The following is a 22,868-nucleotide window of genomic DNA, read 5'->3' on the forward strand; positions in this document are numbered from 1 at the left end:
GCCAGTCCAGGCACCACCCGTAACTTGGCGACCTCAGGAGGCCGAACGGAGGTCTTGCGGAGCGGGGTGACGGCCAGGAAGGCCGGCAAGGGCTGGGGGCCAGGAAGGCCCCTACAGCCCGGTCCACGCGGGAGCAAGGCCGGAGTGAGGGAACCCGCAGCGCAGCGGAGGGCCGTATGTGGGAGCCGGCGGTTTTTGGTTACTTTTTTCCAAGAAAAAAAGTGACCCGCCGTAAGGGCGGAAGGGGCCATCAGCGGCACCCCATCGAATGGATAAGCCCAAAATACACCGACCCAAACCCAAGCCCATCACCAGCTCCCCCGACAATCCGCAATGAACCAAAAAAAAACCCGGGTTCTGGGGGGGGAATCCGGGTTAAGACCATTAGGAGTAAACAAAGGCACACGCTCCCTGGGCACCTTTATCGATGCGGCACTTGGGGGGATGTGCCGCGTCAACACTTCAAGTATTGGTCAGCTTTGGCGCAGTGCCAGCGACAGTTGGTCGTTTTTTAAACAGATTTGGAATACGTGCGGGGTCCGTAGCGCACTCATTGCACGCAAATCGGCCTGATCGGCCCAGACACCCCTTCAATCCCCTGCCTGAAAGTGCACCGAAACGCGCACGTCGGCGCCTGCTCGAACTTATCGTGAAACACAGACATGGTCGGATGATCCGTGCAATTTGCTGCAAGTTAGGCATAATAATCCGCTTCGATTGTCAGCCAGTCCTTCCCATGCAGAAAGAACCTCGTAAGGTCCGTGAGTTTCGCCGCCGCGAACAAGAGATCCTTGATACCGCCCTCAGGCTGTTCCTCGAACAAGGTGAAGACAGCGTCACCGTCGAGATGATCGCCGACGCCGTGGGTATCGGCAAAGGCACGATCTACAAGCACTTCAAGTCCAAGGCGGAGATCTACCTGCGCCTGATGCTCGATTACGAGCGCGACCTGAACAGCTTGTTGCACTCGGCCGATGTCGACCGCGACAAGGAAGCCCTGTCGCGCGCCTACTTCGAGTTCCGCATGCGCGACCCGCAGCGCTATCGCCTGTTCGACCGCCTCGAAGAGAAAGTGGTCAAGGGCAACCAGGTGCCCGAGATGGTCGAGGAGCTGCACAGCATCCGCGCCTCCAACTTCGACCGCCTGACCCAGCTGATCAAGGGCCGCATCAGCGAAGGAAAGCTCGAGGACGTACCGCCGTACTTCCACTACTGCGCCGCCTGGGCCCTGGTGCATGGCGCCGTGGCGCTGTACCACTCGCCATTCTGGAGCAACGTGCTGGAAGACCAGGAAGGCTTCTTCCAGTTCCTCATGGACATCGGTGTGCGCATGGGCAACAAGCGCAAGCGCGACCCAGAACCGACCACCTGAAGCCCCTCGCCGGTAGTCTTCCGGCACTGTCCGACGGTGAGGCTTGCAAAAACCTGATTTTTGAGTCAGGTTTTGCACGCCCCATTCTTCCATGTCGGAGTCATCCATGATCGTCGATCGTCAAGGCAGGCGCTTTCGCAACCTGCGGGTCAGCCTTACGGCTGCCTGCAACTACGCCTGTACCTATTGCGTGCCCGACGGCAAGCGCCTGGTGGCGGCGCAGGATGAACTCCCGGGAGAAGCCCTGGCCAAGGGCGTCGCCTACCTGATCGAAGCCGCCGGCATCGAGCGCTTGCGGATTACCGGCGGCGAGCCGTTGATCAGCCCCAGGCTGGACGGGTTTCTCGCCGCGATTGCCGGCCTCGGCCTGCAGGATGTCGCCCTGACCACCAATGGCCAGCTGCTTTCACGCAAGCTGCCCCGCCTGCAAGAAGCCGGCATCCGCCGCTTGAACGTGTCCCTCGATACCCTGGATGCCAGCGCCTTTCGGCGCATTGCCCGCGGCGGTGACCTAGCCACTGTCCTGGAGGGCATGCGCCAGGCCAGTGCCGCTGGCATGCGCATCAAGGTCAACATGGTGCCGATGCGCGGGCAGAACCTCGATCAGGTATTGCCCTTGCTCGACTACTGCCTCGAGCACGGCTACGAGCTGCGCTTTATCGAACTGATGCGCATGGGGCACTTGGCCCGCGACAGCAATGCCTTCCTGCAGCAGTTCGTCAGCCTCGAGCAGTTGCTCGCGCTGATCGGCCAGGCGCACAGCTACCAGCAGGCCAGCGCGCCAATGGATGCCACCGCCTTGCGCTATCAGGTCGCCGGTAAGGGCCACTTTGGCGTGATCGCCAATGAGAGCGTGCCGTTCTGCCGGACCTGTTCGCGGCTGCGCTTGTCGTCGACCGGCTGGTTGCACGGCTGCTTGTCGTCAGGTAACCGACACTTCGTCGGCGACCTGCTTGGCAAGCCCCGCCACGAGGCGCTGCCGGCGCTCCAGCGGTTGCTGGTGAAGGCCCTGGGCGACAAGCAGGAACTGGCGTTTTCCGGTGGGGTAACGGTGATGAAGGTGATCGGCGGCTGACTCTGGCGCAAAAGCTGCATCTGGCGGCTATTCGCCGGTTTTTCGTCACCGGCCACTGGAGGAAAGATGCGTAGCCTGGTCTTGCTGCTGGCGCTGATGGCGCTGGGCGGCTGCATGAATGTCAGCGATATGGGTGAAGGCGTTCGCTATCACATGAGCGATGCCGGTTTGCTGGATCACAGCGATACCCAGCGCAACCTGTCTGTGCGCCTGCAGCCCGACTCGTTCATCTTCATTGGCCAGGGCGCGTTCATGCCGCCGGGCAAGGGGCCGTTGCCCAAGCAGAACGTGGTGGCCGAAGAAGCCTTCAAGGGCTTTGTCGAGTACTTCCCGCTGGTGCGCCGCGCACAGGCCCCGCTGGGCCTGGAAGACGCCCTCGCCGAGGCCCGTTCGGTGGGCGCGCATTACGTGCTGTACACCCGCTTTGCGCGCACCGACGATCGCATCGGCAACGGCGATGAGTGGTATGACGAGCAGGTCGTCGATCGCCTTGGCTGGGATACCGGCGTGGTGCAGATGATGCTGATCGAGACCAGTACCCGCTACCTGATCGACACGGCCCGGATCAAGAGCCGTGGCGGTTTGTTGACGTTCCACGACAACGCGCCGCAGGATTTGCTTGCCGCCCCCATGCGCGAGTACGCTCGTAGCCTGTTGGGCATGAGCCGCTGACAGGAGAGGGTGATGACGGATTCCGCGAAGGCCAATGATCTGCTGGCGCAGCTTCCCAAGGGCAAGGGCCCGGCGCCGGTGCACCTGTGGAATCCGGATTTCTGCGGCGACATCGACATGCGCATCGCCCGCGATGGCACCTGGTTCTACCAGGGCACGCCGATCGGGCGTAAGCCGATGGTGCGGTTGTTCTCCAACATCATCCGCCGCGACGGCGATGATTACTTCCTGATCACCCCGGTGGAGAAGGTCGGCATCCGCGTGGATGACGCGCCGTTCGTGGCGTTGTCGCTGGAAGTCGAGGGCAGGGGTGAGCAGCAGGTGTTGCGCTTTACCAGCAATGTCGACGACCAGGCCGAGGCGGGCGCCGAGCATCCGCTGCGGGTCGAAATCGACCCGCTGACGCAGGAGCCTTCGCCCTACATCCTCATGCGCAGCAACCTCGAAGCGTTGATCCACCGCAACGTGTTCTACCAGCTGGTCGAGCTGGCGGTGCCGCGCGAGATCGACGGGCAGGCGTGGCTCGGCGTCTGGAGCCATGGCGAGTTTTACCCCATCGGCCAGGCGGACTGAGCACCTGAAACGAAAAAACCTCCAGTGCTTGCGCATCTGGAGGTTTTTTCAGTGTCTGGCTCCGCGACCTGGACTCGAACCAGGGACCCAATGATTAACAGTCATTTGCTCTACCGACTGAGCTATCGCGGAATCTGCACGTATCTTACTGATAACAAAGGGGAAGTCAAGACTCCCCCAGCGTCATCCGGGTGGCTCAGAGGACCTCGACGATCGCCTTGGTCACCACGTGGATATTGTTCTGGTTCAGCGCCGCCACACAGATGCGGCCCGTCTCCAGCGCATAGATCCCGAACTGGTCTTTCAGGCGCGCAACCTGCTCGGCGGTCAGGCCCGAGTAGGAGAACATGCCGCGCTGACGGCCAACGAAGCTGAAGTCGGTCTGCGCGCCGTACTGGCCCAGCAGCTCGACCATCTGCTTGCGCATGCCGTGGATCCGGTCACGCATCTCGCCCAGCTCGGCTTCCCACATCTGACGCAGCTCAGGGCTGTTCAGCACGGTGGCGACGATGGTCGCGCCATGGGTCGGCGGGTTGGAGTAGGTGGTGCGAATGACCCGCTTGACCTGCGACAGCACGCGCGTGCTCTCGTCCTTGGACGTGGTGACGATCGACAGCGCGCCGACGCGCTCGCCATACAGCGAGAACGACTTGGAGAACGAGCTCGAGACGAAGAAGTCCAGGCCCGATTCGGCGAACAGGCGTACGGCGAAGGCATCTTCAGCGATGCCGTCACCAAAGCCCTGGTAGGCCATGTCGAGGAACGGCACGTGGCCCTTGGCCTTGACCACTTCGAGGACGTTTTTCCAGTCGTCCAGGCTCAGGTCGACGCCGGTCGGGTTGTGGCAGCAGGCGTGCAGGACGATGATCGAACCGGACGGCAGGTTCTCCAGGTCCTCGAGCATGCCGGCGCGGTTGACGTCGTGGCTCGGCGCATCGTAGTAGCGGTAGTTCTGCACCGGGAAACCGGCGGTCTCGAACAGCGCGCGGTGGTTTTCCCAGCTCGGGTCGCTGATGGCGACCACGGCGTCTGGCGACAGGCGCTTGAGGAAGTCGGCACCGATCTTCAGTGCGCCGGTACCGCCGACCGCTTGCACGGTCACCACGCGGCCAGCGGCCAGCAGCGGCGACTCGGCGCCGAACAGCAGCTTCTGCACGGCCTGGTCATAGGTGGCGATACCGTCGATCGGCAAGTAGCCGCGCGAGGCGTGCTGGGCGGCACGCTGGGTCTCGGCTTCGATCACGGCGCGCAGCAGCGGGATGCGGCCTTCCTCATTGCTGTAGACACCTACGCCGAGGTTGACCTTGTCGGTCCGGGGGTCGGTGTTGAACGCTTCGTTGAGGCCCAGGATAGGGTCGCGGGGTGCCAGCTCGACAGCAGAAAACAGGCTCATTGTTACCTTGGCTCTGATTGGAGTGTGATAGGGCGTGCACGCTCCAACCGAATGCACTGAAGCGGTGCACAAACGGGGAGTCAGTATAGTGATACCGCTCGGTCACTGCGACAGTCTGGCGCAGGTTTTCGGGCGTTTTACGCGAAATTTTTTGGACCATTGGTCGAATTGCCAGGTCCACTGACACAGGGGCGTGCCCGGCAACCTTGAAAGGGGGCCTGGCTGCGCCCATTTCGGTATAGACTACTGGCTATATTTACAGTTGCTCGAGGTCCGCCATGTCCGAGTTCCAGCTTGTCACCCGTTTCCAGCCGGCCGGCGACCAGCCCGAGGCCATTCGCCAGATGGTCGAAGGCATCGAGGCCGGGCTTTCGCACCAGACGTTGCTGGGCGTGACGGGCTCGGGCAAGACCTTCAGCGTCGCCAACGTGATCCAGCAGGTGCAGCGCCCGACCCTGGTGCTGGCCCCCAACAAGACCCTGGCGGCCCAGCTGTACGGCGAGTTCAAGGCGTTTTTCCCGAACAACGCGGTCGAGTATTTCGTCTCCTACTACGACTACTACCAGCCTGAAGCCTATGTGCCGTCGTCGGACACCTTCATCGAGAAGGACGCCTCGATCAACGACCACATCGAGCAGATGCGCCTGTCGGCGACCAAGGCCCTGCTCGAGCGGCGTGACGCGATCATCGTCACCACGGTGTCGTGCATCTATGGCCTGGGCAGCCCCGAAACCTACCTGAAGATGGTCCTGCACATCGACCGCGGCGACAAGCTCGACCAGCGTGCGCTGCTGCGCCGGCTGGCCGACCTGCAGTACACCCGCAACGACATGGACTTCGCCCGCGCCACCTTCCGCGTGCGCGGTGACGTGATCGACATTTTCCCGGCCGAATCGGACCTGGAGGCCATCCGCATCGAGCTGTTCGATGACGAGGTCGACAACATCGCCGCCTTCGACCCGCTGACCGGCGAGGTCATCCGCAAGCTGCCGCGCTTCACTTTCTACCCCAAGAGCCACTACGTGACCCCGCGTGAAACCCTGCTCGGCGCGGTGGAGGGGATCAAGGAAGAGCTCAAGGAACGCCTCGAATTCCTCCACCAGGGCAACAAGCTGGTCGAAGCCCAGCGGCTCGAGCAGCGCACCCGTTTCGACCTCGAGATGATCCTCGAGCTGGGCTATTGCAACGGCATCGAGAACTACTCGCGCTACCTCTCCGGGCGCCCCTCGGGCGCCGCGCCGCCGACGCTCTACGACTACCTGCCGGACGATGCCTTGCTGATCATCGATGAGTCGCACGTCAGCGTTCCGCAGGTCGGTGCCATGTACAAGGGCGACCGTTCGCGCAAGGAGACCCTGGTGGAATACGGCTTCCGCCTGCCCTCGGCGCTGGACAACCGGCCCATGCGCTTCGACGAGTGGGAGTCGGTCAGCCCGCAGACCATCTTCGTCTCGGCCACGCCCGGTGCCTACGAGGCCGAGCATGCCGGGCGGGTGGTCGAGCAGGTGGTGCGCCCCACCGGCCTGGTCGACCCGCAGGTGGAGGTGCGCCCGGCGCTGACCCAGGTCGACGACCTGCTGTCGGAGATCGGCAAACGGGTGGCGGTCGGCGAGCGGGTGCTGGCGACGACGCTGACCAAGCGCATGGCCGAGGACCTCAGCGACTACCTGGCCGATCACGGGGTGCGGGTGCGTTACCTGCACTCGGACATCGACACCGTCGAGCGAGTCGAGATCATCCGCGACCTGCGCCTCGGCACCTTTGACGTGCTGGTCGGCATCAACCTGCTGCGCGAAGGCCTGGACATGCCGGAAGTGTCGCTGGTGGCGATCCTCGATGCCGACAAGGAAGGCTTCCTGCGCTCCGAGCGCTCGCTGATCCAGACCATTGGCCGCGCCGCGCGTAACCTCAACGGCAAGGCCATCCTGTATGCCGACAACATGACCGGCTCGATGCAGCGGGCGATCGACGAAACCGAGCGGCGGCGGACCAAGCAGGTGGCCTTCAACGAAGCCAACGGCATCGTGCCCAAGGGGGTGGTCAAGGACATCACCGACATCATGGAAGGCGCCAACATCCCCGGTGGCCGCAGCAAGAAGCGCAAGGGCATGGCCAAGGCTGCGGAGGAGAGCGCCCGTTACGAAGCCGAGCTGCGCACGCCGGGCGAGATCAGCAAGCGCATCAAGCAGCTCGAAGAGAAGATGTTCCAGCTGGCCCGCGACCTGGAGTTCGAGGCCGCCGCGCAACTGCGCGACGAGATCACCCAGCTGCGCGATCGCTTGATCACCAGCTGATCGCCTGCGGCGTGCAGGCTGACCCCATCGCGGGGCAAGTCGCATCGGCGCACGGCCGCTCCCGGGCGGCCCGCGCCGAGCCCAACATTCGGCAAATTCAGCAGCGTCTGGCGCGGCGATCACACGTGTCGATCGCGCCATTGCTGGAGCCGGGTGCCTGCTCCCTGCTAACATCCAGCCTTTGTTTCATCTTTCGTCCGAGACTCTCATGACCACCGTCCGCACGCGTATCGCGCCATCGCCCACCGGCGACCCCCATGTTGGCACCGCCTACATCGCCCTGTTCAACTACTGCTTTGCCAAGCAGCACGGCGGCGAGTTCATCCTGCGTATCGAAGACACCGACCAGTTGCGTTCGACCCGCGAGTCGGAACAGCAGATCTTCGACGCCCTGCGCTGGCTGGGCATCGAGTGGAATGAAGGCCCGGACGTCGGCGGCCCGCACGGCCCTTACCGGCAGAGCGAGCGCGGCGAGATCTACGCCAAGTACGCCAAGGAGCTGGTCGACGCCGGTCACGCCTTCTACTGCTTCTGCACCGCCGAAGAGCTCGACCAGATGCGTGCCGAGCAGATGGCCCGTGGCGAAACCCCGCGCTATGACGGCCGTGCGCTGAACCTGAGCGCCGAAGAAGTGCAGCGTCGCCTGGCCGCGGGCGAGCAGCACGTGATCCGCATGAAGGTGCCGAGCGAAGGCGTCTGCGTGGTGCCGGACATGCTCCGTGGCGATGTTGAAATCCCGTGGGATCGCATGGACATGCAGGTCCTGATGAAAAACGACGGCCTGCCGACCTACTTCCTGGCCAACGTCGTCGACGACCACCTGATGGGCATCACCCATGTGCTGCGTGGCGAAGAATGGCTGCCGTCGGCGCCCAAGCTGATCAAGCTGTACGAGTACTTCGGCTGGGAGCAGCCCAAGCTGTGCTACATGCCGCTGCTGCGTAACCCGGACAAGAGCAAGCTGTCCAAGCGCAAGAACCCGACCTCGGTGACCTTCTACGAGCGCATGGGCTTCATGCCCGAAGCCATGCTCAACTACCTCGGCCGCATGGGCTGGTCGATGCCGGACGAGCGCGAGAAGTTTTCCCTGGCGGAAATGGTCGAGCATTTCGACCTGTCGCGGGTTTCCCTCGGTGGGCCGATCTTCGACATCGAGAAGCTCTCGTGGCTCAACGGTCAGTGGCTGCGTGAGCTGCCGGTCGAAGAATTTGCCGCGCGCGTGCAGAAGTGGGCGTTCAACAGCGACTACATGATGAAGATCGCCCCGCACGTGCAGGGCCGGGTCGAAACCTTCAGCCAGATCGCCCCGCTGGGCGGCTTCTTCTTCGAGGGCGGGCTGAAGCTGGACGCCAAGCTGTTCGAGCACAAGAAGCTCTCCGCCGACCAGGTGCGTCAGGTCATCCAGCTGATCCTGTGGAAGCTCGAGAGCCTGCGCCAGTGGGAAAAAGAGCGCATCACCGGCTGCATCCAGGCCGTGGTCGAATCGCTCGAGCTGAAGCTGCGTGATGCCATGCCACTGATGTTCGCCGCCATTTCTGGCCAGGCCAGCTCGGTGTCGGTGCTCGACGCCATGGAGATCCTCGGCCCCGACCTGACCCGCTTCCGCCTGCGCCAGGCGCTGGACCTGCTGGGCGGCGTGTCGAAGAAAGAAAACAAAGAGTGGGAAAAGCTGCTGGCGAACATCGCCTGACAGCCGTGCGAGCGGGGTACACCCGCTCGCATCCCTCGTATTTGCGGGGCAGGGCGGTAAGTGATTGTTATCTGTGAAAAAACTTTTGAACATTTGCAAAAATTTGTTTGACAGAGCGGCAATCCGATCTTAATATGCGCCCCGTCCACAGCGATGAACGTTACGAAGCGCGAGGCACCCAGCCGGCGATTCCAGTTCAGCGCGACATTGTGGGGCTATAGCTCAGCTGGGAGAGCGCCTGCATGGCATGCAGGAGGTCAGCGGTTCGATCCCGCTTAGCTCCACCAAATTCCGATTCTCAGTCAGCCAAGGCGACTGGGAATGAAACCCGGATTCAGCACCGGGTTTCGCGGTAGAAGGTTCGTCCCCTTCGTCTAGTGGCCTAGGACACCGCCCTTTCACGGCGGTAACAGGGGTTCGAGTCCCCTAGGGGACGCCAGTTTTACACAAGCGATGTCTAATCATGTCGCTGGGCCGCGAGGCTAGAAATCTGGGGCTATAGCTCAGCTGGGAGAGCGCCTGCATGGCATGCAGGAGGTCAGCGGTTCGATCCCGCTTAGCTCCACCAATTTGCCAGGGTTCGTGAAAACGGACCCGTACGAAGGTTACATGTCCCCTTCGTCTAGTGGCCTAGGACACCGCCCTTTCACGGCGGTAACAGGGGTTCGAGTCCCCTAGGGGACGCCAGTTTTACCCGCGTTTTGCGGGGCTTTAAAGGCTCATTCGGATATTGGATGGGCCTTTTGTTTTCGGGGCTATAGCTCAGCTGGGAGAGCGCCTGCATGGCATGCAGGAGGTCAGCGGTTCGATCCCGCTTAGCTCCACCAATTTGCCAGGATTCGTGAAAACGGATCTGTACGAAGGTTACAAGTCCCCTTCGTCTAGTGGCCTAGGACACCGCCCTTTCACGGCGGTAACAGGGGTTCGAGTCCCCTAGGGGACGCCAATTTTTTCCCGCGTTTTGCGGGGCTTATAAGGCTCATTCGATTATTGAATGGGCCTTTTGTTTTTTATGGGTCTCCCTTTTCTCCGTGTGCCGACCGAGGGTCGCCGATAGCGCTTGCCAGAAAATATTATATAGGTAATATTTCAACCATAATATTTTCGAGGTGAGCCATGAGCGACAAGAAAAGCAAAACCCGCGAACGGATTCTCGAGTCGGCGCGCAGCGCCTTGATCCAGCACGGCCCGGCCGAGCCGAGCGTGAGCCAGGTGATGGGCGCGGCAGGGCTGACGGTGGGCGGTTTCTACGCGCATTTCGAGAGCAAGGATGAGCTCATGCTCGAGGCGTTCAGCCAGTTGCTCGGCGAGCGCCGCGGCTTGCTCGCCCAGGTCGATCCGGCGCTGGATGGCGAAGGTCGGCGTGCCTTGGCGGCGGCCTTCTACCTGTCACGCAAGCACCGCGATGCGCAGGTGCATGCCTGCCCGCTACCCACCTCGCTGAGCGAGATGCAGCGCCTGCCAGAAGCGTTCCGCGAGGTGCTGGCCGAGCACATCGAGCTGATGGCCGCACAGATGGTCGACCGCCCGGAAGACATCGACAAGGCGTTCGCCGACCTCGCCCTGATGGTCGGTGGCCTGGCCCTGGCCCGTGCCCTGGGCGGCAGCGAGCTGTCCGACCGTATTCTGCGCGCCGCCAAGTCGGCGGTGATCTGAGCAACCCCCACCCTGGAGCATGGCGATGACTACCCTGAGCTGGATTCGCGGCGTCAACGGTACCCTGGGCCGACTGGCCCCCGAACATGTCGCCGGCAAGATGCGCCGCGCCTTCATGACCCCGCGCAATCTGCCGCCCAAGCACTGGGAGCTGCCCTTGCTGGCGCGGGCCGAGCGCATCACCCTGCGTTTCGGCCTGTCGGCGCTGCGCTGGGGCAAGGGCCCGACGGTGTTGCTGATGCACGGCTGGGAAGGGCGCCCGACCCAGTTCGCCGCGCTGATCGAAACGCTGGTCGACGCCGGGCATACGGTGGTGTCGCTCGAGGGCCCCGCGCATGGTCGTTCGCCAGGCCAGCAGGCGCATGTGGTGCTGTTTGCCCGGGCACTGCTCGAGGCGGCGGCCGAGCTGCCGCCGCTGCGCGCGGTGATCGGCCACTCCATGGGTGGCGCCAGTGTCCTGCTGGCGCTGCAGTGGGGCCTGCGCACCGAGGCGGCGGTGAGTATCGCCGCGCCGGCGCAGTTGCTCGGCGTGCTGCGTGGCTTCGCCCGGCACCTGGGGATGCCGGCCCGGGCCCGGGCGGCGTTCATTCGCCAGGTCGAGCGCGATGTCGGCCTGCCGATCGCCCGGCTCGACGTCAGTGGCTACCAGCTCGAGCTGCCCGGCCTGATCGTGCATGCCGGCGATGATGGGCTGGTCGCCGCCAGCGAGGCGCAAGTGATCCACAAGGCCTGGTTCGACAGCCGCCTGATGCTGCTGGAGGAGGGCGGGCATCAGCGCGTGCTGGCCGACCCGCGGGTCAGCGACGCGGTGCTGGAGCTGCTGGCGCGGATCGAGGCACCTGCCCGGCAAAGCGCGTGAGCATCCGTTACACTCTGCCCGTTCACTGACTTTGGGAGCGGGCATGAGCTGGGACCTGGCATCGCCATTCATCATCGACCTTCGCGTCGGCAACGACGACATCGACGGCCTCGGCCACGCCAACAACGCCGTCTACGTCACCTGGCTGGAGCGCTGCGCCTGGCGCCACTCGCAGCGCCTGGGCCTGGACCTGGCCGAGTACCGGCGCTTGGACCGGGCCATGGCGGTAGTCCGCCATGAAATCGACTACCTCGCCGCCGGCTACGAAGACGACGAGCTGCAACTGGCCACCTGGATCGTCGACTGGGACCAGCGCCTGCGCATGACCCGCAGCTTCCAGCTCAAGCGGCCACGCGACGGCGCGACCTTGTTGCGGGCGCAGACCACCTTTGTCTGCATCGAGCTTTCCAGCGGCAAGCCCAAGCGCATGCCGGCGGAATTCGTCGAAGGTTACGGCCAGGCGCTGATCGGTGCCTGAAGCGGGCTGATTGTTTGCTAGACTGCCGCCTTTTTCGCCGAGACCCTTCCTACATGCAAATTGCCCTGGCCCCCATGGAGGGGCTGGTCGACAACATTCTGCGCGACGTCCTCACTCGAGTCGGCGGTATCGACTGGTGTGTCACCGAGTTCATCCGCGTCTGTGACCGGCTGCTGCCGCCTTCCCAGTTCGACAAGCTCGCGCCCGAGTTGCGCCTGGGTGCGCGCACGGCGGCCGGGGTGCCGATGCGCCTGCAGCTGCTGGGGTCCGACCCTGTGTGCCTGGCGGAGAACGCGGCGTTGGCCTGCGAGCTGGGCGCGCCGGTGATCGACCTGAACTTCGGTTGCCCGGCCAAGACCGTCAACAAGTCGCGTGGCGGCGCCGTGTTGCTCAAGGAGCCGGAGCTGCTGCATGCGATCGTCCGCGAGGTGCGCCGTGCGGTGCCGGCGCACATTCCGGTGACGGCCAAGATGCGCTTGGGCTTCGACACCCCGGATGGCGCGCTGGACTGCGCCACGGCGCTGGCCGAGGGCGGCGCCGCGCACCTGGTGGTGCATGCGCGGACCAAGGTCGAGGGCTACAAGCCGCCGGCGCACTGGGAGTGGGTGGCGCGGGTGCAGGATGTGGTCAAGGTGCCGGTGTTCGCCAATGGCGAGATCTGGACCGTCGACGACTGGCGGCGCTGCCGTGAGGTCAGTGGCGCCGAGGACATCATGCTCGGTCGCGGGCTGGTGTCGCGGCCGGACCTGGGGCTGCAGATCGCGGCGGCGCGGGAAGGGCGCGACTATCAGCCGCTGGACTGGCAGGCGCTGTTGCCGCTGCTGCGTGAGTTCTGGCGGCAGGCGCAGGCCAAGCTGTCGCCGCGCTATGCGCCGGGGCGGATGAAGCAGTGGGTGGCGATGCTGACCCGCAGTTATCCGGAGGCGGTGCTGCTGTTTGCCGAGTTGCGCCGGGAAAGTGACTGTCAGCGGATCAGCGAGCTGTTGGGGGTGGTCGAGACGCGTTGCGAAGCGGTGGCCTGAAGCCGGGTGCGAAAAAATTTTTCGGCGAGGGCTTGAAAGCCTTTTCGTGGCCCTTATCTCTTGAGTACGCGATGCCGAAGTCGGGTCGCGTAATGACTTACTTGCTGAATCTCAGGAGTTTATGACCATGACCACCGCTTTCTCTCTCGCACCACTGTTCCGCCATTCCGTTGGCTTCGACCGTTTCAATGACCTGTTCGAGTCGGCGGCGCGTAACGAGGCGGGTAGCAGCTACCCCCCCTACAACGTCGAAAAACATGGCGATGACCATTATCGTATCGTGGTGGCCGCAGCCGGCTTCCAGGAAGAAGACCTCGAGCTGCAGGTCGAGAAGGGTGTCCTGACCGTCAGTGGTGGCAAGCGTGATGCCGCCAATGGCGCGGTGACCTACCTGCACCAGGGCATTGCCCAGCGGGCCTTCAAGTTGTCGTTCCGCTTGGCCGACCACATTGAAGTGAAGTCCGCCGGGTTGGCCAATGGGCTGCTCAGTGTTGACCTGCTGCGCATTGTGCCCGAAGAAGCCAAGGCCAAACGCATCCCGATCAATGGCGAGAAACCTGTGCTGAATTAAGTTTGCCAGGATGAAAAAAGGGGCACCTTCGGGTGCCCTTTTTTTGGTTTTGGTGCGTTGGGAATTGTGTGTTTATCCGTTGGGTGTGGCGCGGCCAATCCATGGCCGTCACCTCGCTCCGCAAGACCTCCGTTCGGCCTCCTGAGGTCGCCAAGTTAGGGGTGGCGCCTGGGCTGGCGTTATCTTCGATAGTGGCATGAGCGGTGGATAGCTTGGCCTCTTCGCGGGTAAACCCGCTCCCACAGGGACCGCAGTGGCCTTACAGTCAGCAGATAACCTGTGGGAGCGGGTTTACCCGCGAAGAGGCCGGGACTGCCAATGGAAATTCTGGCGCTGACGCGCTGTACCGCCCTTATAAACCAGCGAGAGCGCAGCGATTCGCCAGCCGTTGCCCTGGCCCTTGATCTTGATCTGGCTGGTGATCTTGATCTACTGCGACTTCAGGAGGCCGAACGGAGGTCTTGCGGAGTGAGGTGACGGCCATGGATGGCCGGCAAGCGCCGCGGGCCAGGAAGGCCCGTCCGGCGCGGTCCTCACGGGAGCAAGACCGGAGTGAGGGAACCCGCAGCGCAGCGGAGGGCCGGATGCAGGAGCCGAGACCTTTTGGTTACTTTTGGGGCGTTTGCCAAAAGTGACCCGCCGTAAGGGCGGAAGGGGCCATCAGCGCCACCACATCGAATGGATAAGCCCCCAATCTGCAAGCCCTTTCTGGGCTCAACCGCTGCCTAGCGACTCAATAATCCGCCGGCGCCTCCAGCAGCATCTGCCGAAACTCCGGCAGCGGCAGCGGCCGGCTATGCAGATACCCCTGATACAAGTGACACCCCAGCCGCTCGAGAAACTCCAGCTGCTCGGTCAACTCCACCCCCTCGGCAATCACCGACAGCTCCAGGCTGCGCGCCATGGCGACAATCGCCCGGACGATCTCGGCATCATTGGGGTCGATCGGCGCATCACGCACGAACGTCTGGTCGATCTTCAGCGTGTCCACCGGCAGCCGCTTGAGGTACGTCAGCGACGAATAGCCCGTGCCGAAGTCATCCATGGCAAAGCTCACCCCATAGCGCTTCAGCTCACGCATCTTGGCAATCGTGTCCTCCAGGTTCTGGATGACGATGCCCTCGGTGATCTCCAGCTTGAGCATCCGCCGTGGCAACCCATAGTCGTCCAGGCTGCGCAGCACCCGCTCGACGAAATCGTTCTGGCGGAACTGCCGCGGGCTGATGTTCACGCACAGGCTGAAGTCATCGGCATCGATCAGCCCGTCGACCAGCATGCGCGCGCAGGCGTCGCAGGCTTCGTCGAGGATCCAGCTGCCCACCTCAAGGATCAGCCCGCTTTCCTCCAGCACCTGGATGAACTGCGCCGGCGGTTGCTGGCCCAGCTGCGGATGATGCCAGCGCAGCAGCACTTCGGCGCCGACGATGCGGTTGTCGCGCGCGTCCACCTGGGGCTGGAAGTGCAGCGCCAGTTCACCCCGGGCCAAGGCCAGGCGCAGGTCGTTTTCCATGCGCAGGCGCTCGCTGGCGGCCTTCTGCATGGTGGTGTGGAACAGTTGGGTGGTGTTGCGGCCCGAATCCTTGGCCCGGTACAAGGCGATGTCGGCGCGCTTGAGCAGGTCGGCCGGGGTCGCGCCATGGTCGGGGATCAGCGCCACGCCGATGCTCGGCGTCACCTGCAGGCGCTGGCCGTCCAGCGACATCGGCTCGGCCAGCAACTCGCGCAGGGTATCGGCCAGTTCGCGGACTTTGTTCTCGACGTGCTCGCGGCTGCCCTCCAGGCCGCTCAGCAGCACCACGAACTCGTCGCCGCCCAGGCGCGCCACGGTGTCTTCCAGGCGCACGCTGGCCTCGAGCCGGGCGGTGATGATCTTCAGCACGGTGTCGCCCACCGGGTGGCCCAGCGAGTCGTTGATGTGCTTGAAGTGATCGAGGTCGAGGAACAGCAGCGCGCCGCGCAGGTTGTGGCGCTTGAGCAGGGCGATCTGCTGGCTGAGGCGGTCCATCAGCAAGGCGCGGTTGGGCAGGTTGGTCAGCGGGTCGTGGTAGGCCAGGTGGCGGATCTGCGCCTGGGCGTTCTTCAACTGGCTGACATCCCGCGCGGTGAGCAGCAGGCAGTCGCTCTCGTTGAGGCTGATCGGCTCCACCGACACCTCGACGGTGAGGATGTCGCCGCGCTTGTTGCGCCCGAGCATCTCCCGGTGGTGCACCCGGCCGCGCTCCTTGAGCTCGCTGAGCAGGGCGTTGCGCTGCTTGTCGTCGGCCCAGATGCCGATTTCGTACACCGAGTGGCCGACCACCTCGGCGGCGCTGTAGCCGGTCAGCCGGCCGAACCCGTCGTTGACCTCCAGGTAGCGGCCGCTCTGGCGGTCGGTGATGGTGATGGCGTCGGGGCTGGAGTGGAAGGCCTTGGCGAACTTCTCTTCGCTGTTCTTCAGCGCGGCTTCGGCGCGTTGCTGCTGGGTGATGTCGCGCAGCGAGGTGACGCTGCACGGCTGGCCGTCGACGCTGATCAGGCGGCTGGAGATCACGCAGGTCAACGGCGTGCCACTGCGGTGGTTGACCACCACCGCGACGTTGCTCAAGGCCTGCTCGCGGATCACCTGCTCGATGCGCCGCGCGCGCTCGGACGACTCGGCCCACAGGCCGATTTCTTCGGCGGTGCGGCCGATCACCTGCTCGGCGGCCCAGCCAAAGGTCTGGGTAAAGGCCGGGTTGACCTCGATGAACTGGCCGGAGTCCTGGCGGGTCACGCAGATCGGGTCGGGGCTGACCTGGAACAGGCTGGCGAACTTCTCTTCCGAGGCGCTCATGCGCTGTTCGCGCTCGACCTGGTCAGTGATGTCGAGCAGGGTCCCGGCCATGCGCAGCGGGTTGCCGTGCTCGTCGCGGTACAACCGTGCGCGGCTTTCGATAAAGCGCGAGGCGCCGTTTTCCAGCTGCACCCGGTAGGTGATCTGGTAATTGCCCGCCGGGCCCTCGCGCAGGCTGCGATAGGCCTGGCGCATGACGCTGCGTTCGTCTTCCGGCACGCCCTCGAAAAACGCCTCGAACGACTCGTGGAACGGCACCGGGTCGAGCCCGTGCAGTTGGGCGGCGCGCGCCGAGCCATAGAGCATGCCGCTGGGGATGTGCCAGTCCCAGGTGCCCAGTTGCGCCGAGTCCAGGGCCAGGTCGAGGCGCTCCTGGCTGTCTTTCAGGGCCAGTTCGGCGCGCTTGCGTTCGGTGGTGTCGACAAAGGTGCTGATCAGGAAGTTGACGCCCTCCAGGTCAATGCCCTGGGCGCAGAGGATGCCGTCGTGGATCTTGCCGCTGCTGGCGCGAAACTGCACTTCCATGCTCACCGGCCCGCTGGTGCCGAGGGTGGCCTCGAGCATCTGGTGGCGCTGCTCGGGGTTGACCCACAGGCCCAACTCCAGGCTGGTCTTGCCGACCACCTGGGCACCAGGCCAGCCGAACATGTCCTCGAAGTGCTGGTTGACCTCGAACAGCATGCCATCGCTGCGCCGGGTCAGCAGAATCGCGTTGGGGCTCATGTGAAACAGCGTGGCGAAGCGTTTTTCCGAGTTGATCAGGGCGGTTTCGCGCTCGCGCTGGCGACTGATCTCGCGGATCACCCCGATCATCTGCCGGCGGCCATGGCTGTCGTGGGTCAGGCTGCCGTTGATCTCCAGCCAGTGCAGGCTGCCGTCTGGCCAGCGGATGCGGTGGCGCATGGCCTGTTCGATCGGTTCGCCGTTGACCACCGCCTGGAACGCCTGGCGGGTGCGCGCACGGTCCTCCTCGGGCAGCAGGTCGAGGTAGTCGATGTCGCCCGGCAGCGGCCGCTGCGGGTCGAAGCCGAACAGCGCCTGGGTGCCACGCGACCAGCTGACCCGGCCGCTCTCGATATCCCACAGCCAGGCGCCCAAGCGCGCGCCGTTGAGCGCGGCGAGCAGTTGCGGGGCATTCTGCCAGGCCTGTTCCGACGCCTGAGGGTCGGCCGCAGGGATGCGCGGCAGGCGCGGAAAGCGGTTAACTGATTTGGGCATCGGTACCAGACCTTTGGCGAATGACGCGTCCCTGAGAATGAAAATGCCGTGCTTGCGACCGGTCAGGCGGTCCCTGCGTGGCTGTCGAGCAGTGCCATGAAGGCCCTGGCCGCGTTCGAAAGCGTTCGCTCGGTGTGCAGAATGTAGCCTAGCTGTCGCGACAGCTTTACGCCGGGTAAAGCGATGGGTGCAACTTGCTCGTCGAGCATGGTCCGCGGCAGCACGCTCCAGGCCAGGCCGATCGAGACCATCATCTTGATGGTTTCCAGGTAGTTGGTGCTCATGGCGATGTTCGGCGTCAGCCCTTGGCTTTCGAACAGACGCTGGACGATATGGTGGGTAAAGGTGTTACCGCCGGGAAACACCGCCGGGTGGCGGGCGACATCGGCCAGGCTGACCTCGCCATCGCTTGCCAGCGGGTGCTCGGGGGCGGCGACGAAGTCCAGCAGGTCGTCCCACACGGGCACCGCACGGATCAGGTGGTGCGGTTCCGGGGCGAGGGTGATGACCGCGATTTCGGCGCGGCCATGGAGGATTTCATCGTAGGCCGCTTCCGAGTCGAGGAACTGGATATCCAGTGCCACCGCCGGGTACTGCCGGGTAAACGCCCGTAATAGAGGCGGCAAACGGTGCAAGCCGATGTGATGGCTGGTGGCCAGGGTCAGGCGGCCGGTCACTTCACCGGTCAGATTGGTCAGTGCACGGCGGGTATCGTCGAGTACATTGAGTATCTGGTAGGCGCGCGGCAGCAGGGCGCGGCCGGCCTCGGTCAGGGTGATTTCCCGGCCCAGGCGGTCGAACAGGCGCACGCCCAGTTGCTGCTCGAGCCCGGCAATGCGTTTGCTGATCGCCGGTTGGGTCAGGTGCAGGCGCTCACCGGCGCCCGAAAAGCTGCCGGTCTCGGCGATCGCGATAAACGCGCTGAGGTTGGCCAGGTCCACGTCTTGTATTCCTTTCGGTTATCCAAAGCATAAAAATTATGAATTTGAGTTATTCAATCTAACCCCATAGCATCGACCGTACAAGCCAAGGGGTTATTGGCATAGAAAGACGCTGATGAGGAACAGTCTGATGGCTGGCAAAACGCTCTACGACAAACTCTGGGATGCACATGAAGTCAAGCGACGCGACGATGGGTCGTCCTTGATCTACATCGATCGCCACATCATTCACGAAGTGACCTCGCCCCAGGCTTTCGAAGGCCTGCGCCTGGCCAGCCGCAAACCGTGGCGGATCGACGCCAACATCGCCACGCCCGACCACAACGTGCCGACCACGCCTGAGCGCAAGGGCGGCATCGAGGCCATCGTCGACCAGGTGTCGCGCCTTCAGGTGCAGACCCTCGATGAAAACTGTGACGAATACGGCATCGTCGAATTCAAGATGAACGACGAGCGCCAGGGCATCGTCCACGTCATCAGCCCGGAGCAGGGCGCTACCTTGCCGGGCATGACCGTGGTCTGCGGCGACTCGCACACCTCGACCCACGGCGCGTTTGGCGCGCTGGCCCACGGCATCGGCACCTCCGAGGTCGAGCACGTGCTCGCCACCCAGTGCCTGGTCGCCAAGAAAATGAAGAACATGCTGGTTCGCGTCGAAGGCCAATTGCCTGAGGGCGTCACCGCCAAGGACATCGTCCTCGCCGTGATCGGCAAGATCGGCACCGCGGGTGGCAACGGCCACGCCATGGAATTCGCCGGCAGCGCCATCCGCGAGCTGTCGATGGAAGGCCGCATGACCATCTGCAACATGTCCATCGAGGCCGGTGCCCGCGTCGGCCTGGTGGCCGTCGATGACATCACCATCGATTACGTCGAGGGCCGCCCGTACGCGCCGACCCCGAGCCAGTGGCCGCAAGCGGTTGCCGCCTGGCGCGGGCTGGTGTCTGACGCCGACGCGGTGTTCGACACCGTGGTCGAGCTCGACGCCGCGCAGATCAAACCGCAAGTCAGCTGGGGCACCTCGCCGGAGATGGTCCTGGCCGTCGACCAGCGCGTGCCGGACCCGGCCGCCGAGCCTGACCTGATCAAGCGTGGTTCGATCGAGCGCGCGCTCAAGTACATGGGCCTCAACGCCAACCAGGCGATCACCGATATTCGCCTGGACCGGGTGTTCATCGGCTCCTGCACCAACTCGCGGATCGAAGACCTGCGCGCTGCTGCCGTCATCGCCAAGGGCCGCAAGGTCGCCGCCAACGTCAAGCAGGCCTTGGTGGTACCGGGTTCGGGCCTGGTCAAGGCGCAGGCCGAGCGGGAAGGGCTGGACAAGATCTTCATCGAAGCCGGCTTCGAATGGCGTGAACCGGGCTGCTCGATGTGCCTGGCGATGAACCCGGACCGCCTGGAAAGCGGCGAGCACTGCGCCTCGACCTCTAACCGCAACTTCGAAGGCCGTCAGGGCGCCGGTGGCCGTACCCACCTGGTGAGCCCGGCCATGGCCGCCGCCGCCGCGGTGACCGGCCACTTCATCGATGTCCGCGAGTTGATCCAAGGGAGCGCAGCATGAAAGCCTTTACCCAGCACACCGGCCTCGTCGCGCCGTTGGACCGTGCCAACGTCGACACCGACCAGATCATCCCCAAGCAGTTTCTCAAGTCGATCAAGCGCACCGGCTTTGGCCCCAACCTGTTCGACGAGTGGCGCTACCTGGATGTCGGCCAGCCGTACCAGGACAACAGCAAGCGCCCGTTGAACAAGGACTTCGTGCTCAACCACGACCGTTACCAGGGTGCCAGCGTGCTGATCGCCCGGGAAAACTTCGGCTGCGGTTCGAGCCGCGAGCACGCGCCGTGGGCGTTGGACGAATACGGCTTCCGTAGCGTGATCGCGCCGAGCTTTGCCGACATCTTCTTCAACAACAGCTTCAAGAACGGCCTGCTGCCGATCATCCTCAGCGATGAGGAAGTCGACGAACTGTTCAAGCAGGTCGAGGCGATGCCGGGCTACCAGTTGACCGTCGACCTGCAGGCGCAGGCGGTGACCCGTCCGGATGGCAAGGTGCTGCACTTTGAAATCGACGCGTTCCGCAAGCATTGCCTGCTCAATGGCTTCGATGACATCGGCCTGACCTTGCAGGATGCCGAGGCCATCAAAGGCTTCGAACAGCAGCATCGCGTCAGCCAGCCCTGGTTGTTCCGCGACGCCTGAGGCCTGTAGTTGATCGTGCTGGCCTCTTCGCGGGCTTGCCCCGCGAAGAGGCTGGTACCGGCACACCGAGATAAAAGGATTGATCCATGACCAGCAGCACCCACACCGACGTCGTCCAGCGCCAGTTCGGCGAGCAGGCCAGCGCTTACCTGAGCAGCGCCGTGCACGCCCAGGGCAGTGAATTCGCGCTGCTCCAGGCCGAGCTGGCCGGCCACGCCGAGGCCTGCGTGCTGGACCTGGGCTGTGGTGCCGGTCATGTCAGTTTCCACATCGCGCCACTGGTCGCCGAGGTGGTCGCCTACGACCTCTCGCAATCGATGCTCGACGTGGTCGCCAGCGCCGCCGCCGCGCGCGGCCTGGCCAATATCAGCACCGAGTGTGGCGCGGCCGAGCGCTTGCCGTTCGCCGACGCCACGTTCGATTTCGTCTTCAGCCGCTACTCGGCGCATCACTGGAGCGACCTCGGCCTGGCCCTGCGCGAAGTGCGCCGGGTACTTAAGCCGGGTGGGGTGGCGGCCTTCGTCGACGTCATGTCGCCGGGCAGCCCGCTGCTCGACACCTACCTGCAAAGCGTCGAAGTGCTGCGCGACACCAGCCATGTGCGCGACTATAGCGCCGCCGAGTGGCAGCGCCAGGTCAGCGAAGCCGGCCTGCATGTACGCAGCCACAGTCGCCAGCGCCTGCGCCTGGAGTGGCAGACCTGGGTCGAACGCATGCGTACCCCAGAGCCGCTGCGCGTGGCGATTCGCCAATTGCAGCAAGCCATGGGCGAGGAAGTGCGGCAGTATTACCAGATCGAAGCCGACGGCTCGTTCAGCACCGATGTCCTGGTGATGTGGGCTGAGCGCTAGTTTTTTCCGGTGGGGCCGAGCGGGCCGCGCCGTTTGAATGGATAGAGGAAAGCATGAGCAAGCAGATTCTGATTCTCCCAGGTGATGGCATCGGTCCGGAAATCATGGCCGAGGCGGTCAAGGTGCTGGAGCTGGCCAACGACAAGTTCCAGCTCGGTTTCGCCCTCGAGCACGACGTGATCGGCGGCGCTGCCATCGACCAGCACGGCGTGCCACTGGCCGACGAGACTTTGGACCGCGCCCGCAAGGCCGACGCCGTACTGCTGGGCGCCGTCGGTGGGCCGAAGTGGGACAAGATCGAGCGGGATATCCGCCCTGAGCGCGGCCTGCTGAAGATCCGTGCGCAACTGGGCCTGTTCGCCAACCTGCGCCCGGCCATCCTCTACCCGCAACTGGCCGACGCCTCCTCGCTGAAGCCGGAAATCGTCTCGGGCCTGGATATCCTCATCGTCCGTGAGCTGACCGGCGGTATCTACTTCGGTGCCCCGCGTGGCCAGCGCGAGCTGGAAAACGGCGAGCGCCAGGCGTATGACACCCTGCCGTACAGCGAGAGCGAGATCCGCCGCATTGCCCAGGTCGGCTTCGACATGGCCCGTGTGCGTGGCAAGAAGCTCTGCTCGGTCGACAAGGCCAACGTCCTGGCGTCCAGCCAGCTGTGGCGTGAAGTGGTCGAAGACGTCGCCAAGGCCTACCCGGACGTCGAGCTGAGCCACATGTACGTCGACAACGCCGCCATGCAGCTGGTGCGTGCACCCAAGCAGTTCGACGTGGTGGTCACCGACAACATGTTCGGCGACATCCTGTCGGATGAAGCTTCCATGCTGACCGGTTCCATCGGCATGCTGCCCTCGGCGTCGCTGGATGCCGACAACAAAGGCATGTACGAACCGTGCCACGGCTCCGCGCCGGACATCGCCGGGCAGGGCATTGCCAACCCGCTGGCGACCATCCTGTCGGTGTCGATGATGCTGCGTTACAGCTTCAACCAGCAGGCCGCCGCCGAGGCGATCGAGCAAGCGGTCAGCCGGGTCCTGGACCAGGGGCTGCGCACGGGCGACATCTGGTCGGCCGGTTGCACCAAGGTCGGTACGCAAGAAATGGGCGACGCAGTAGTCGCAGCACTGCGGAATCTGTAATCTCTCTGGCCCGCCGCCGATCTCTCTCGGTGGCGGCCCACTTTTAGCAA

At 64.1% G+C, this 22,868-nt stretch carries 18 protein-coding genes and 7 tRNA genes; 21 read left to right on the plus strand and 4 right to left on the minus strand.

All coding sequences use genetic code 11. From position 1 onward, the window contains the following. Window positions 1–736: 736 nt before the first annotated feature. The 4 genes from CCOS865_RS07560 (at window position 737) to CCOS865_RS07575 (ending at window position 3,692) form a co-directional block, all read left to right on the plus strand. Window positions 737–1,372, plus strand: coding sequence for a TetR/AcrR family transcriptional regulator (locus CCOS865_RS07560; protein WP_119139444.1), 636 nt, complete (start codon window positions 737–739; stop codon window positions 1,370–1,372). A 106-nt stretch (window positions 1,373–1,478) separates the two neighbouring features. Further along, window positions 1,479–2,447, plus strand: a complete 969-nt coding sequence (locus CCOS865_RS07565; RefSeq protein WP_119139447.1) for a GTP 3',8-cyclase MoaA — start codon at window positions 1,479–1,481, stop codon at window positions 2,445–2,447. Between the two features lie 66 nt (window positions 2,448–2,513). Beyond that, the gene (locus CCOS865_RS07570; RefSeq protein ID WP_119139449.1) at window positions 2,514–3,119 is read left to right on the plus strand and encodes a DUF4823 domain-containing protein; all 606 of its coding nucleotides are present in this window, start codon (window positions 2,514–2,516) and stop codon (window positions 3,117–3,119) included. A gap of 12 nt (window positions 3,120–3,131) precedes the next feature. Continuing rightward, window positions 3,132–3,692, plus strand: coding sequence for a DUF1285 domain-containing protein (locus CCOS865_RS07575; protein ID WP_119139451.1), 561 nt, complete (start codon window positions 3,132–3,134; stop codon window positions 3,690–3,692). Window positions 3,693–3,748: 56 nt separating this feature from the next. Here the strand turns inward: CCOS865_RS07575 and CCOS865_RS07580 are convergent. Both CCOS865_RS07580 and CCOS865_RS07585 read right to left on the minus strand, forming a co-directional pair. Next, a tRNA-Asn gene (locus tag CCOS865_RS07580) sits at window positions 3,749–3,824 on the minus strand. Between the two features lie 64 nt (window positions 3,825–3,888). After that, window positions 3,889–5,085 (minus strand): amino acid aminotransferase, encoded by a 1,197-nt coding sequence (locus CCOS865_RS07585; RefSeq protein ID WP_119139453.1) that lies wholly within the window; start codon window positions 5,083–5,085, stop codon window positions 3,889–3,891. Between the two features lie 278 nt (window positions 5,086–5,363). On the opposite strand from CCOS865_RS07585, the gene uvrB reads away from it, so the two are divergent. From uvrB to CCOS865_RS07650, 13 genes are all read left to right on the plus strand, one after another. Then, a complete protein-coding gene (uvrB, locus tag CCOS865_RS07590; protein WP_119139455.1) occupies window positions 5,364–7,379 on the plus strand; it encodes an excinuclease ABC subunit UvrB in 2,016 nt (671 codons plus the stop codon). Window positions 7,380–7,587: 208 nt separating this feature from the next. Continuing rightward, the gene (gltX, locus tag CCOS865_RS07595; RefSeq protein ID WP_119139457.1) at window positions 7,588–9,069 is read left to right on the plus strand and encodes a glutamate--tRNA ligase; all 1,482 of its coding nucleotides are present in this window, start codon (window positions 7,588–7,590) and stop codon (window positions 9,067–9,069) included. A 211-nt stretch (window positions 9,070–9,280) separates the two neighbouring features. Beyond that, window positions 9,281–9,356 (plus strand) — tRNA-Ala (locus CCOS865_RS07600). A 76-nt stretch (window positions 9,357–9,432) separates the two neighbouring features. Next, window positions 9,433–9,508 (plus strand) — tRNA-Glu (locus CCOS865_RS07605). Window positions 9,509–9,561: 53 nt separating this feature from the next. Beyond that, window positions 9,562–9,637: transfer RNA gene (locus tag CCOS865_RS07610), tRNA-Ala, on the plus strand. A 43-nt stretch (window positions 9,638–9,680) separates the two neighbouring features. Further along, window positions 9,681–9,756, plus strand: a tRNA-Glu gene (locus tag CCOS865_RS07615). Window positions 9,757–9,820: 64 nt separating this feature from the next. Continuing rightward, a tRNA-Ala gene (locus CCOS865_RS07620) sits at window positions 9,821–9,896 on the plus strand. A 43-nt stretch (window positions 9,897–9,939) separates the two neighbouring features. Next, a tRNA-Glu gene (locus CCOS865_RS07625) sits at window positions 9,940–10,015 on the plus strand. 170 nt (window positions 10,016–10,185) lie between these two features. Continuing rightward, a complete protein-coding gene (locus tag CCOS865_RS07630; protein WP_119139459.1) occupies window positions 10,186–10,725 on the plus strand; it encodes a TetR/AcrR family transcriptional regulator in 540 nt (179 codons plus the stop codon). Window positions 10,726–10,750: 25 nt separating this feature from the next. Further along, window positions 10,751–11,584, plus strand: a complete 834-nt coding sequence (locus tag CCOS865_RS07635; protein WP_119139461.1) for an alpha/beta hydrolase — start codon at window positions 10,751–10,753, stop codon at window positions 11,582–11,584. A 43-nt stretch (window positions 11,585–11,627) separates the two neighbouring features. Further along, window positions 11,628–12,062: an acyl-CoA thioesterase gene (locus CCOS865_RS07640; RefSeq protein WP_119139463.1), complete on the plus strand. Its 435-nt coding sequence runs from the start codon at window positions 11,628–11,630 to the stop codon at window positions 12,060–12,062. Window positions 12,063–12,115: 53 nt separating this feature from the next. Continuing rightward, window positions 12,116–13,084, plus strand: coding sequence for a tRNA dihydrouridine synthase (locus CCOS865_RS07645; protein ID WP_119139465.1), 969 nt, complete (start codon window positions 12,116–12,118; stop codon window positions 13,082–13,084). Window positions 13,085–13,211: 127 nt separating this feature from the next. Beyond that, window positions 13,212–13,655, plus strand: coding sequence for an Hsp20 family protein (locus CCOS865_RS07650; RefSeq protein ID WP_119139467.1), 444 nt, complete (start codon window positions 13,212–13,214; stop codon window positions 13,653–13,655). A gap of 733 nt (window positions 13,656–14,388) precedes the next feature. Here CCOS865_RS07650 and CCOS865_RS07655 read toward each other — a convergent pair. Together CCOS865_RS07655 and CCOS865_RS07660 are read right to left on the minus strand one after the other, a co-directional pair. Next, window positions 14,389–17,685, minus strand: coding sequence for a PAS domain S-box protein (locus tag CCOS865_RS07655; RefSeq protein WP_119139469.1), 3,297 nt, complete (start codon window positions 17,683–17,685; stop codon window positions 14,389–14,391). Window positions 17,686–17,747: 62 nt separating this feature from the next. After that, on the minus strand, window positions 17,748–18,626 hold the full coding sequence (locus CCOS865_RS07660; RefSeq protein WP_119139471.1) for a LysR family transcriptional regulator: 879 nt from the start codon (window positions 18,624–18,626) through the stop codon (window positions 17,748–17,750). 130 nt (window positions 18,627–18,756) lie between these two features. Here CCOS865_RS07660 and leuC point away from each other — a divergent pair, with 130 nt between their 5' ends. The 4 genes from leuC to leuB all read left to right on the plus strand — a co-directional run bounded on the left by leuC (window position 18,757) and on the right by leuB (window position 22,818). Continuing rightward, entirely contained in the window at window positions 18,757–20,190 is a 1,434-nt protein-coding gene (leuC, locus tag CCOS865_RS07665; RefSeq protein ID WP_119139473.1) for a 3-isopropylmalate dehydratase large subunit, read from the plus strand. Next, on the plus strand, window positions 20,187–20,831 hold the full coding sequence (gene leuD, locus CCOS865_RS07670; RefSeq protein WP_119139475.1) for a 3-isopropylmalate dehydratase small subunit: 645 nt from the start codon (window positions 20,187–20,189) through the stop codon (window positions 20,829–20,831). Before leuC ends, leuD begins: the two co-directional genes overlap by 4 nt. 86 nt (window positions 20,832–20,917) lie before the next feature. After that, a complete protein-coding gene (locus CCOS865_RS07675) occupies window positions 20,918–21,682 on the plus strand; it encodes a class I SAM-dependent methyltransferase (RefSeq protein WP_119139477.1) in 765 nt (254 codons plus the stop codon). A gap of 53 nt (window positions 21,683–21,735) precedes the next feature. Further along, window positions 21,736–22,818, plus strand: coding sequence for a 3-isopropylmalate dehydrogenase (leuB, locus tag CCOS865_RS07680; protein ID WP_119139479.1), 1,083 nt, complete (start codon window positions 21,736–21,738; stop codon window positions 22,816–22,818). Window positions 22,819–22,868: the final 50 nt, after the last annotated feature.

The organism is Pseudomonas reidholzensis (assembly GCF_900536025.1).
GTDB lineage: Bacteria > Pseudomonadota > Gammaproteobacteria > Pseudomonadales > Pseudomonadaceae > Aquipseudomonas > Aquipseudomonas reidholzensis.